Annotated in this window: 5 protein-coding genes; 1 reads left to right on the top strand and 4 read right to left on the bottom strand. The window is 40.8% G+C overall.

What is annotated here, in order from left to right:
- Window positions 1-27: 27 nt before the first annotated feature.
- Window positions 28-768, top strand: a complete 741-nt coding sequence (rsmG, locus tag CAL7507_RS29815) for a 16S rRNA (guanine(527)-N(7))-methyltransferase RsmG (protein ID WP_015132214.1) — start codon at window positions 28-30, stop codon at window positions 766-768.
- A 21-nt stretch (window positions 769-789) separates the two neighbouring features.
- On the opposite strand, the gene CAL7507_RS29810 is transcribed toward rsmG, so the two are convergent.
- The 4 genes from CAL7507_RS29810 to CAL7507_RS29795 all read right to left on the bottom strand — a co-directional run bounded on the left by CAL7507_RS29810 (window position 790) and on the right by CAL7507_RS29795 (window position 14010).
- Window positions 790-1866 (bottom strand): sensor histidine kinase, encoded by a 1077-nt coding sequence (locus CAL7507_RS29810; RefSeq protein WP_015132213.1) that lies wholly within the window; start codon window positions 1864-1866, stop codon window positions 790-792.
- 6 nt (window positions 1867-1872) lie between these two features.
- A complete protein-coding gene (locus CAL7507_RS29805) occupies window positions 1873-3039 on the bottom strand; it encodes an FIST signal transduction protein (protein ID WP_015132212.1) in 1167 nt (388 codons plus the stop codon).
- Window positions 3040-3165: 126 nt separating this feature from the next.
- The gene (locus CAL7507_RS29800) at window positions 3166-8517 is read right to left on the bottom strand and encodes an ATP-binding sensor histidine kinase (protein ID WP_015132211.1); all 5352 of its coding nucleotides are present in this window, start codon (window positions 8515-8517) and stop codon (window positions 3166-3168) included.
- A 72-nt stretch (window positions 8518-8589) separates the two neighbouring features.
- The gene (locus CAL7507_RS29795) at window positions 8590-14010 is read right to left on the bottom strand and encodes an ATP-binding sensor histidine kinase (protein ID WP_015132210.1); all 5421 of its coding nucleotides are present in this window, start codon (window positions 14008-14010) and stop codon (window positions 8590-8592) included.
- Window positions 14011-14102: the final 92 nt, after the last annotated feature.

The following is a 14102-nucleotide window of genomic DNA, read 5'->3' as shown; positions in this document are numbered from 1 at the left end:
ATGAGGGAGATGAGGGAGAAATAATTAATGACAAATGACCTACTAGTTGAAATGCCAGAGATATGGCAACAAACACTGAATTGGCAACCAAATGAGCAGCAGCAAGCACAATTTCAGCAGCTTTATGAATTAATTCTCGAAGGTAATCGCCAGTTAAATTTAACCCGCATCACTGAACCGCAAGAGTTTTGGGAAAAGCATCTGTGGGATTCGTTGCGGGGAGTTGCGCCACAGGGGAAACTCATCGCATCTCTAGAAGCGGGTGCATCTGTAATTGATATTGGTACTGGGGCGGGTTTTCCGGGGATTCCAGTAGCGATCGCTGCACCTAATTGCACAATGACTCTGCTGGATTCAACGCGGAAAAAAATTACGTTTATTGATAAAATCTTAAACACACTCGCTTTAAGTAATAGCAAAACACTCATTGCTAGAGCCGAAGAAATAGGTCTACAACGCCAATATCGCCAAAACTATGATATTGCTTTAATTCGCGCTGTTGGTACAGCATCAGCTTGTGCAGAATATGCTCTACCCTTGCTGAAACAGAATGGTTTAGCGGTAATTTATCGTGGTAATTGGATAGAGTCAGAAAAGACAGCTTTGGAAAGTGCTGTTAACCAGTTGGGTGGTGCGATCGAATCCGTTGAACAATTTACAACACCCATTAGTAATAGCGTTCGTCACTGCTTATATTTGCGTAAAGTCGCCAGCACACCGGGTAATTTTCCCCGTGCTGTTGGTATAACTGTGCAAAAGCCACTGTGAGGATTTTGGCGCAGGTATTGATCAAGCTACAAAGTTAGGTGCTATCGGTAGGGTGACGATAAATTCTGTACCTTTTCCTAGGGTTGAATTACATTCAAGTTTGCCTTGATGTAGTTCAGTCACAATTTTATAGCTGATAGATAAACCCAATCCAGTCCCTTTACCTACAGCTTTTGTTGTGAAAAAGGGATCGAATAACTTTGGTAAAATTTTGTCTGGAATGCCAAGTCCATTATCTGCGATCGCAATTTTAATTTGATTCTCAGATATTAAGCAAGTACGAATCCAAATTGTGTTGGGATATAAAGCAATTTCTTCAAGTGTGCGCTGCTGATTTGCCTCTTCTAACGCATCGATCGCATTAGATACAATATTCAAAAATACCTGATTGAGTTGACCAGAATAACATGCTATTAACGGCAATTGTTCATATTCTCGAATTAATTTAATACTCTTTTGTTTTTCAGAATTTGCATTCAATCGATTATTTAAAATCAGCAGTGTACTATCAATACCTTCATGAATATCAACTCTTTTAAAAGTAGCTTCATCTAAGCGAGAAAAAGTTCTGAGTGATTTGATAATTCCAGAAATTCGCTCGGCTCCACTAAACATTGATTGAAACAGACTGACTATATCTTGTTTGAGAAAATCAAGCTCAATGGTAGCAATTTCTCGTTTAATTACTGCCACTGGTTCAGGATAATTTTCCTGATAAAGTTCAATTAATCTGAGTAAATCTTTAACATAATTATGAGCATAAGTTAAGTTGCCGTAGATAAAGCTAATGGGGTTGTTAATTTCATGAGCAATCCCAGCGACCAAAATACCCAAAGCAGACATTTTCTCAGATTCAACTAATTTTACTTGCAAATCTTTGAGGTTTCCGAGAGCAGTCTCTAACTCACAACTGCGATTTTTTAAGGCAATTTGTGACTCTTCTAGTTCTCGAATCACACCTTTAAGAATAGCTTCATTGCGTTCACTCGCTTCTTCTATTTGACTACGATCTGCTTCTGAGCGCCCTAGTTTTTTCTGAAGAATTCGGATTTGTTTTTCTAACTGTTGCAGTTGAATCTGAGCGTCTGCTGACTCCATAGACTATTATTTTGTACCTAGAAGCAAAGTAACAAATGTTTCTTGATGATAGTAGCTTTTATCCTGATCTGCCAGGGGTGCAAATTCGCCATAGGTGTAGAATCCACAAATGGGTATAGTAGTGGGCAAAGCGCTGTTTACAAGCTGATATTCTTCTTGTGCTCTTGTACCCAAAAGCCAACGACGACAGCAACAAGAGAAGAGTAAAACTGCTTCTGGTTCTTTACCTGGATAGTTTGCCAAAGCAGTCTGAAATGAGGTTTTCGCAGCTGTAACTACTTCATTGCGACTAATTTCCGTCATTCTCACTGTGGCTTGTTCGGGGATATTGCCCAGAAAATTTATGCTGCCGGTTTCTGCATCAGAAGTATTCGGAACTCGCATATAGCAGCGATCGCTATTTTGTTCATAGACTGCTAAGGGATTTTCTGCACTTGGTGGGCGATCGCCTAAATATTGTTGGTAAAATTCTAGTGCTGGCTTACCATCAATCTCATATAGAACGGTTCCTTTGGCTTTGGTGACAATACTTTCGCGTCCCATAGGTTGCCATCCACACCCTATACCGTAGGAAAATCGCAATTCTCCAGAAAAAATCAGCACGGGTAGAGCGTTAGTCAGGACTTGATTTTGGAAAAATTGATAGGTTTTTTTAAACTGAAACTGATCTCCAGCAGTACCTCCAATCACGGGTATTTGGGAACCTAAGGCTAACTGTAATCCGCTGAGAATGTCTTCACCGCTAGTTGTTGTCCCATCTTCTAAGTAGCTAGCAGGGAGGGTAATACAAAGTTTTGTAGGTAAGCTACTTTTTTGAGTTGCCTGTTCTACAGCACAAACAGCGGATGCGTAAGCATTCTCTTTGGTGTCATATCCCACACCCGCATGAATTTCTATCGTATCCGAGCAGAAAAGCATAAGTGTGAGTGAGTCTTGTTGAAAACCTAAAATTGAGGACATCTCACCATCTGTCGTACAACCAATCAGTTCAAGTTCAGGAAACACCTGATTGATTATTTGCAGAATGAGACTATGCTCAAAATCAATAGCGGCAAATAACAAACCTGCTTGGGGGATATTGTCTGCTAATGCCTTGTTACATTGATCTAAGACTTCTTCAATGGCAATTTGAGAATCAGGATCTTCACTATGACCAACAACAACTTTGAACATGTTTATTTACCTGCTATTGATTAGGAAATAGGGAACAGGTGACAACAAGAAAACCTGCCCGAATATTGGGTTTGAGAACAACTAAATTTATTCTCAATTTAGTGTTCCCAAATACAGCAAGAAATTTTAAAACACTGGAATTTCAATCACAAATTCTGTTCCTTTATCGAGAACAGAGTGACATGTCAACTTACCACTGTGGGTTGATTCGACAATTTGACGAGCGATCGCCAACCCCAATCCCGTCCCTTTACCAACGGCTTTCGTAGTAAATAAATGGTCAAATATTTTTGATTTCACTTCTTCACTCATTCCCTTACCATTATCAGCGATCGCAATTTTAACGAGATTAGTTTCGACTGATGTTGTAATTGTAATACAGTTAGGATTAGCTTTAATTTCCTCAAAACTGCGCCCATAATTAAATTCATCCAAGGCATCAATAGCATTCGCCAAGATATTCATAAATACCTGATTCAACTGTCCGGGAAAACATTCAATTTCAGGTAAATTAGCGTAATTTGTGATAACTTCAATAGCAGGACGTTCTTCATTCGCCTTGAGACGATGTTTCAAAATCAAAATTGTGCTGTCAATACCTTCATGGATATTAAATGGCACTTTGTAATCTCTATCGGCACGAGAGAAAGTTCTCAAACTAGTGCTGATATTTTTTAATCTATCACACGCCATAGACATGGAATCAATCATTTTGGGCAAGTCTTCTAAGCTATATTCCAAGTCTATTTCTTGGGCATGGTCGATGATCTGATCGCCTGGTAATGGTAAAATCTCTTGATACATCTTTAAGTGTTCGACAATATCACTGAAGATAGGTTTAGCTTGTTCGAGACTGACAGCAATAAAACCAAGAGGATTATTCATTTCGTGAGCTACACCAGCAACTAAATTACCCAGTGCTGACATTTTTTCACTTTGGACAATTTGTAGTTGAGCTTGTTGTAAATCACGTAGTACAAGTTTTGCTTGTTGATACAATCGAGCATTTTCTAAAGAAATCGCAGCTTGAGTGCAGAGTAAATTTACAACAGAAAGGCGATCGCTTGTAAATACCCCGGCGGTGATTTCATTTTTCAGGTAAAGAATCCCCGCTAAATGCCCTTGATTGAGAATCGGTAAACACAGCAAGCTCTTGGGCTGGTGTTGCAGCAAATAATCATCAATGATGGGTAAATCAGTTTGCAAATTGTCTACCATCACCAAAGCTTGGGTGCGTTTAACATACTGAATTAGTTTGATGGGAATATGGGGATGATTATCTATTGGTTCGGAGCAGATTTCTGTGGCTTCGGGGGTGGAAATCGCTCTCAAGAGCCAAGTTTCATCTTGGGGCAAGATCAATACACATTTGTTGGCTCCAGAATTTTGTAAAATAATTTGGGTAAGTTGCTGGAGTAGTTCATCAAATTCGATGGTGCTGGAAATAACTTGAGCGGCTTTGATCACCGAGACAAAATCTAAGCTATCAGAAATACTGGTGCTAGCACTAGAGCTTTGGGTGGAGGAGTGAGCAATCTGAGTTAGGGTTTCGGAGACATTGAAACTAGTTTTCAGTTGCTGCAAAACTGGCTGGAGTAGTTGGGGATAGCGGGTTTCCAGATCAACAACCTTAGCTTTTGCCCCCCACCGGGCATAGCAGTAATATGCCTCAATCATGTATACCTGAGCGATTTTGGTTTTACCCCAATTGAGATAAAATTTGGCGGCGAGTTCGTTGGCGAGGGCTTCTTCATTGAGGAATTGATTATCTTTGGCGAGTTGAATTGCTTGATCGTAGGATTCCTGCGCGGCTAATTTTTGCCCCAGTACGCGATACCGTTCTGCTTCCACCAACAGAAACTTATGTTGATAATTCATTGGGGCATAAAACCCCCATTTCTTCAGCTTTTGCTGATTCGCCTGAATGTTTTTGAGGATTTTTCGGCGTTCCTTTGCGGTTGCAGTGGCGTAAATTGCCAGTTGTGCCAACGAATCATAAAAGTAGTGCAGCACCGTTGGGAGCGAGGAAACGCAGTTCTCAAAGTAGGGTTTAGCAGCATTGGCTTTCTCAACTGCGGCTACATACTGCCCAAACAAATAATGCAGATGTTGTTGACAAACGTAACTAAAAAATAGTCCTGTGCGATCGCTTGCCGCAATTTGGGCGGGGATATCTTCAGCCACCTGATAGCTTTCCCCAGACAAGCAACTGGGATCGTCGGCATGACCCAAAAGATTCAAGGTGGCTTGATGGTATATTTGGATGTAGAGTGAGCCGTTTTTTTGGTTGAAAGGAGCGATCGCGTCTTTTAAAGAACGAATTGCTGGTTCTGCTGACTTTAAGTTTTCCCCTGTCCAGTAGCGATTGTAACAATGCACCAAAGCAGCCCAAGCCGCATATTCCACATCTCCCGTTTCTAAACCGCTCTGGTAAGCTGTTAACAGTGCTGGCATTGTATCTGTGATGCGATCGCGCCAATGACTAATAAATGTATAAGTCATAAATAAGACTTTGGCTCTCAAATCTGTGGCATTAAACCGCTCTAATAATTGCAGCGCCAGTTGTCCAAACTCATAGCCTCCTTCAATATCCATGAGGATGCCGCAGAGAATCAAGCCATACCAAGCATAGCCAAAAGCTGATAAGGCAGTATTGCCATGTCGTACAGACAAATTCACCCGCTCAAATACCAATAGCGGCATTAATTTTGGAGCGCAAAGATAAGCCGCAGAAGCAGCACTAGAAAGGATTCGCATGGCTGCCAATTTGTTAGGATCAGTCATATTTGGCAGATTCACTAACTGTTCTGGTTTCTTGTTACCGAGAATCAACTTAGTTTTGGCTAAACCCAGCAATACTTGAGCCTGAGTCGGGTGCTTGGGGAGCCGAATCCCAAATTGCCCCAGCACATCAATTGCGGTGTAAATGGCTTCCTGGGGCTGTCCTTGGGCAAGATAAGCTAAGATTTGAGTCTCATAAGCACTAACTTTATCGATCAGTTGTTTTGCCTGTTGCAAAATTAGCGTAATTAGCTGTTTCGCCTGTGCAAATTGGCTACATAAATATGCTGCTTCGGCTGCCAAGTTATGCAGTGCCAGGGTGACATTATATTGTTCTTGCCAGCTATCACTTGGTAAGTTGTGAATGCCTATATTGGCTAATACCAATGCTGTCTGAAAAGCTGCGCCACCTTTTGCTGTTTTCCCCGCCTGTAAGTTCAGAGAAGCTAATTGATAACGAGACTGGCGATCGCAGATTAGATCCTGAGCAAAGTTAAAATGGCCAACAATATCAAAAATCCTTTCCTGACGTTGACTTTCGCTACTTTCTTGGAGCAACAATTGTCCTATTTTGAGATGAGTGGCTTGTTTTTGATCTGCTAGAATCAAAGAATAGGCAGCTTGTTGGACGCGATCGTGCAGAAACCGATAAATCGGATTTGCTGCTGTATGAGATACTGAGGAACTATCAGACTGAATAAAAAACTTATATATTTCCTGATTGGGAATAATCAAACCCAATTGTAATGCTTTCCATAAATTAGCCGCAGTTGTTTCTGGAGAACGTTCAGAAACGATCGCCAACGTATTCAAATCGAACTGCGCCCCAATACAAGCTGCTAATTTGAGAACATTTTGAGTCTCGGCAGGTAATTTTTGCAATTGTAATGCCATAAACTCCACCACATCATCAGTAAGTGCTAAAGCCTTGACTTGAGCAATATCACACTGCCAATATCGTGTTTCCCAATTAAAAATAATCTGTCTATCTTCATGCAACGCTTTCAGAAATTGGGTGGCAAAGAATGGGTTTCCTTGGGTTTTTTGGAACACTAATTCAGTTAATGGTTGAGCCAGATTTACCTCACAATTAAGGGTATCTGCAACTAACCGATTCATCTCTACTAAACTTAATGGTGACAGGGTAATTGTGTTCACTGTTGCACCAGTTTTCACAATTTCATCGACTGTCAACATAAACGGATGCCCAGGGGAAACTTCATTATCCCGATACGCACCCAAAATTAATAAATGTCCTGTCCCTGACATTAATAATTGCAGCAATTTTAGTGATGCCGAATCTGCCCATTGCAAATCATCTAAAAACATCACTAAAGGATGTTCTAGACTCGTGAAAATTTGCACAAATTTCTGCATCAGCAGATTAAAACGGTTTTGGGCAGCAGTTCCTGATAGTTCTGTGGCTGGGGGTTGAGCGCCAATAATGCGTTCCAATTCAGGAATTACGTCAATTAAAACTTGTCCATTGTCGCCAATGACTTCGAGAATCTTGGTTTTCCAAATTTGCAGTTGGGCATCAGATTCTGAGAGTAATTGCCCCATTAAATCCCGGAAGGTTTGGACAAAAGCGCTAAAGGGAATATTACGTTGAAATTGGTCGTATTTACCTTTAATAAAATAACCACGTTGGCGGACAATGGGTTTATGTACTTCATTGACAACGGCAGTTTTCCCAATTCCAGAAAAACCAGCAACTAGCATGATTTCAGTTGCCCCTTTGCTTACCCTTTCAAATGCTTGGAGTAGGGTTGATACTTCTGTTTCTCTACCGTAGAGTTTTTCGGGAATTAAGAAGCGATCGCTAATATCTCCCTCTGCCAATATAAAATTTTTAATGCTTCCTGTTTTCTTTAATTGTTCTAGACAAATCTCTAAATCATGCTTAATTCCTAATGCACTCTGATAGCGATCCTCGGCATTTTTCGCCATCAGCTTGCTGATGATTTCAGATAAAGCTAAGGGGATATGAGAATTAATTTGATGAATAGGAACGGGAATTTTTGCTAAATGACAATGTACCAACTCCATTGGATCATCAGAAACAAATGGTAATTGTCCCGTCAATAATTCATAGAATGTCACACCTAATGAGTAGAAGTCACTGCGGTAGTCAATCCCCCGATTCATTCGTCCCGTTTGCTCTGGAGAAAGATAAGCGAGAGTTCCTTCTAAACTACTAGCATTTTGAATTTCTTGAGTTTCCCGTGGTAGTAAAGATGCAATACTAAAGTCAATTAATTTAACTTGTTTAGTTTCGGGATTAATTAAAATATTACTGGGCTTAATATCTTTATGAATAATCTGCTCGTGATACAATATATTTAAGCTATTGCAAAGTGCGATCGCTACTTCTAAAAACTCCTGCAAAGATGCCACATATCGCATCTCTTTCAACGGAATCCCCCCAAAGTCTTCCATCACCAACCCATAGCCATTTTGATAGGGTTCCAAGCTGTAGGTGGCGATGATCAGAGGTGAGTTGAGATTTTTGGCGATCGTGTACTGATTACGAAACTGTACCAGTTCAGAGAAACTAGGATAAGGATTTTTCAGCAGTTTAATCACCACAGGTAATGAATCAGCTTGTCGATATCCCCGATAAACCACGGTTCTATAACCGTCATAAAGTTCTTTGCTGATTTGATATCCGGGAATGCTGACAAGAGTACTAGCCATATTACTAAATCCTACAACCTCTGAATTTAGTATTCCCGGATACATCAGACTATTTATCAACAAAAGCAAAAATCACATTGGGATTTCAATGATAAATTCTGTACCCTCTCCTGGTGCGGAAATACAACTTAATTTACCCTTATGTTTTTCTACCACAATCGAATAGCTAGTTGATAATCCCAAACCTGTACCACTCCCTACTGGTTTCGTCGTAAAAAATGGATTAAATATTTTATTCTGCACGGAATTGCTCATGCCAATACCATTGTCTGCAATACGGATAATTACCTTTTTTGCTTCTGTAAATTCCGTCTGAATTGTAATAGTCGGCTGAGAATTTTCTTCTGATACTTCCAAAGCATCAATGGCATTATTAATGATATTCATAAACACTTGATTCAGCGCCGAGGCATAACAATTAGCTAAAGGTAATTGACCATATTTTTTCACGACTGCAATTTCTGGATGTTTACTATTATTATGAAGTCGATGTTGCAAAATTAACAGCGTACTATCAATGCCAGAGTGAATGTCTACTGCTTTAATTTCTGATTCATCCAAGCGGGAAAAATTTCGCAGTGATAGCACAATTTGACGAATGCGATCTGCTCCTACCCTCATTGATGAAAGGAGCTTTTGTAAATCATCCACTAGAAATTCTAGTTCCATATCGGCGATTTTTTCGGCAATTTCTGGCAATGGTTGCGGGTAAAATTGCTGATATAAATTATTTAATTCAATTAAGGATGACACATATTCACTTGCTGGCTCTAAGTTACCATAGATAAAATTAATCGGATTATTAATTTCATGAGCAATTCCAGCCACTAACTGTCCTAAACCGGACATTTTTTCGGCTTGAATTAGTTGGGATTGAGTCGAGTAAAGTTTATCAAGTGTTGATTCTAGCTGAGTTGCTTTTTCTGTAATTTCCTGGGTACGCTTTTCTACTTTCTGCTCTAGAGTATGGGAATAATCTTCTAATTTGCTATAAAGTTGAGCATTTTCTAAGGAGATAGCTGCTTGAGTAGTCAGGAGATTGAGAACTTGTAGGCGATCGCGTGTAAATGCTCCCACTGTCAAGTTATTTTCGAGGTATAAAATGCCAATCAATTTGCCTTGGTTGAGAATGGGCGCACAGATAATACTTTTGGGTGAATGGCGAATCATATAAGGGTCAGATGCTAGGGTTACATCGACTACTGCATTCTCAATTACAGTCAAGGAGAGGGTATTTTTGACTCGATTGATTAAAGTCACGGGTACTGTTTGACCATCATCAAAGGGCAGCGAACCTAATATAATGCTAGGCTGATCGAGTTGAGATAATGCCTCAATTACCCAGTAAGAGTCTCTTGGCATCAGCAACGCACATTTATCAGCCCCCGCACTTTCGAGTGTGACTTGAAGTAGGGTTGAGAGTAATTTCTCCAACTCAATTTCACTCGACAGTGATTGAGAAGCTTTGAAAATGGTCGCCAAATCGAAAGTTTCTGAGAGGCTAGTATGACTGAAACCGGAAGTTTGGATCGTTTGAGAGCCAACAGAAATCATTGTTTCCGTCAGTTTGAAAGCTGGTTGCTGTTTTTGCAAAATTGTGGCGAGTAATTGGGGATAGCGGGTTTCTAGATCCTCGATTTTGGCTTTTGCTCCCCACCGAGCATAACAGTAATAAGCCTCTTGTATGTAAGCTACAGCGATTTTTTCTTTGCCCCAATGGAGATAGAATTTGGCAGCAAGTTCGTTGGCTAAGGCTTCTTCGTTGACGAATTGGTTTTCTTTGGCGAGTTGAATGGCGCGATCGTAATGGTCTATGGCTTCGGCTTTGTTACCCAACACACGACACTTTTCTGCCTCAATTAAATGCCATTTATGCAAGTGATTCATCGGGGCATTTTCCGCCCAGTGGTGCAGAACTGTTTGATAAGTTTCTACCTCGGCGAGAATTTCAGCTTGCTCTTGTGGCTGTGTGGGAAGTGCCAGGTGCGTTAAGGCGGCATAGAAATGGAAGATGGGAATAAGAAGCATTCCTGATACTGCCATCAAATAGGACTTGCCTTGGGTGATATAGTCGAGGGCAGCCTGATAATTGCCAAAAGAATAGGCAAGCAGAAGTTTGCAGATGTAGGCAAAGGCGAACGCCGTGAGATCCCTATCCTGCTGGTGTTTGGGGAACATCACTGTTTCATCGTAGATCGTGCCAATTAAGCAATCGGGTTGGCTCATCCTTTCTCTCAATTGCTGCACTGTTTGTCCCACCATGTCCAAATGAATACGTGCCGAATCTTGTTTCACCTGAGCCAGGGCAGCACTATAAGCAGATAATTCAGGGGTCAAGGCCTCTAGGTCTACACCGGCAAACAATGCCGTTTGGGTGTACACTAGTATGCTGTAACCAGCGTAGAGAAAATCGCCGTTTTCCATACCAACCGTGTAGCTTTCTTTCAGTGTTGCTAGCATTACCAAGAGCGCTTGCCGACGATGTTGGATGAAAGTTCCAAACAGGTTGAGAGTGATGCACTTCATGCCCTGAGCATTCAACCTATCTAGCAACGAGAGCGCTAATTTCCCGAACCCATAGCCGATTTCGACTTCACCCAAAAAGGCACACAGCACTATGCCATGAATCGCATAGCCTGCCGTTGAGGTAGGGGCATTGCCAAATTGGAGCGACAACCGCACCATCGTCGCGCTCAACAGAGGCATTAAACCTGGCATTCCTAGCAACACTGGTGGAAACAACATACCTAACAGTTGCATTGCGGCGATGGTGGTGCGATCGCTCATCACGGGCAAGTCAATCAACCCAGCAATCTCTCTGCCTTGGAGTTGTTCTTTAAGCTCTTGTAAGGCGTTGCCAATTAAAGCTTCGTCTACTTCTGTCGGGAATTCTACCCCCAATTGCGCTAGAGCCTCTCTTCCCACTGCGATCGCTGCTAAAATTTGGCTCTGAGCCACTAATGCCACGATTTGAATTTCGTAGATTTTCACTTTGTCCAAAATCGTCTGTGCTTGCTGCAATACCGATGTTGCGAAGAGTTCCATACCCGCAAAATCACCATTGAGATAACTGGCTTCCGCAACTGCGACATACAAATTCAGAGTCAATTCATACTGATGTTGCCAACAATCCACCTCTAGTAGCTCAATTCCAGTTTGTAGATATAGTCTGGCGGCGGTGTATGCAGTTGAACTTCTGGCTTTACCACCAGCTTTTAAGTTGAGTTGTGCTAAAGCTTCTCGTTCCTGCTGTTGAGTAATTAACGCTTGTCCTTGGTTCAAATGCCCAACAATATCAAACAGTTTTTCTTCTCGTTCTATTTTTGAAGAGTTTTGCAGAAGTAACTGTCCAATTTTGAGATGGACTGCTTGCTTTTGGTCATGGGGAATTAGGGAGTAAGCTGCTTGTTGAACCCGGTCATGTAAAAACCGATAAATTGGATTAGCTACTGTATTAGAAACTGAGGTATTGTCAGACTGAATAAAGAACTTATAGATTTCCGTATTGGGAATAATCAACCCTTCTTGCAAAGCTTTCCATAAATCAGCTGCCGTTGCTTCTAGGGATTGTTCTGAAATAATTGCCAATCTCTGTAAATCAAACTGCGCCCCAATACAAGCTGCTAGTTTGAGAATATGCTGAGTCTGGTACGGCAATTTCTGCAATTGCAGTGCCATAAACTCCACCACATCATCAGTAATTGCTAAAGCTTTGACTTGAGTAATATCACACTGCCAATGACGGGATTCTAAGTCAAAGGTAATTAAGTTATCGTCATTTAATACCTTGATAAACTGGGTAGTAAAAAAAGGATTACCTTGAGTTTTTTGATAGATCAATTTTGTCAAACTTTGGGCAGATAATAATTCACAATTTAGCGTATCTGCCACAAATCTATTTATATCTAATTCGCTTAATGGTTGCAGCGCAATTTTATTGACCACTGCTTCAGTTTGAACGATCTCATTTACAGTGAGGATGAATGGGTGAGTCGGTGATACTTCATTATCTCGATATGCCCCCAATATTAATAAGTATTCTGTGTGTTGCATCAATAGTTGCAGCAATTTCAGCGATGCGGAATCTGCCCATTGCAAGTCATCTAAAAACATCACTAAAGGATGTTCTTTATTGGTAAAAACTTGCACAAAATTTTGAAATAGTAAATTAAATCTATTTTGGGCAGCACTTCCTGATAATTCGGTGGCTGGGGGTTGAGTGCCAATAATACCTTCTAACTCAGGAATTACGTCAATTAAAACTTGTCCATTGTCGCCAACAACTTCCAGAATCTTGGTTTTCCAAGTTTGTAATTGTATATCAGATTCCGAGAGTAATTGCCCCATTAAATCTCGGAAGGCTTGCACAAAGGCAGAGAAGGGAATATTGCGTTGAAATTGGTCATATTTGCCTTTGATAAAATAGCCACGTTGGCGAACAATTGGTTTATGAACTTCATTGACAACCGCAGTTTTCCCAATCCCAGAAAAACCTGCTACCAGCATCATTTCTGTTGCACCAAGGCTGACTCTTTCAAAGGCTTGGAGTAGGTTTTCTACTTCTTTTTCTCGCCCATAGAGTTTGTCGGGGATGAGGAAGCGATCGCATACATCCCTTTGTGCAATTTCAAAAGCCTTAATTATACCATCAACCTGTAGCTGATGTAAACAATTTTCTAAATCAAACTTCAATCCCAAAGCACTTTGATATCTATCTTCGGCATTCTTCGCCATCAATTTTATGACGATATCTGAAATCACTTGCGGTATCTCATCTCTAATAACTGAAGGAGGTTGTTTTGCAATATGACAATGCACCAACTCCATCGGATCGTTTGATTTAAAAGGTAAATCACCTGTAAGTAATTCGTAGAAAGTTACACCCAAAGAATAAAAATCTGTGCGGTAGTCAATCCCTCGATTCATTCTTCCTGTTTGTTCTGGGGAAATATAAGCTAGTGTCCCTTCTAATACATTAGGATTTATTAATGTCTGCGTCTCTCGTGGTAGTAAAGATGCAATGCTAAAGTCAATTAATTTAACTTGTTTGGTTTCGGGGTTAATTAAAATATTGGCGGGTTTGATGTCTTTGTGTATGATGCGTTCCCGATACAATATATCTAAGGTGTTGCAGAGTGCGATCGCAATCCGTAAAAACTCTTCACTAGACGCGATATATGGCTTCTCATCAGAGGTGAAATAATCTTTGAGAGAAATCCCCCCAAAGTCTTCCATCACCAGCGCATAGCCATTCTGATAGGGTTCTAGGCTATAAGTTTGAACGATTAGGGGTGAGTTGAGATTTTTGGCAATGGTGTACTGATTGCGAAACGACAAGAGTTCAGAGAAGTTGGGATAAGGATTTTTCAGCAGTTTAATCACTACTGGTAATGAATCAGTCTCTCGATACCCTCGATAAACCAGAGTTCTGGAACCATTGTAGAGTTCTTCACTAATGCGATATCCGGGAATACTGACAAGGGTGCTAACCATGCTGCTAAATCTGTGAAACTTCCAGATTTAGTATTCCCAAAAAAGATCTCCGACAACTTCCGCGAAGTCGGGGATCTGAACCGGTGGATAAA

The organism is Calothrix sp. PCC 7507 (assembly GCF_000316575.1).
Lineage (GTDB): Bacteria > Cyanobacteriota > Cyanobacteriia > Cyanobacteriales > Nostocaceae > Fortiea.
The sequence above is the reverse complement of the archived record's forward strand: the minus strand, read 5'-3'. Positions and strand labels throughout refer to the sequence as shown.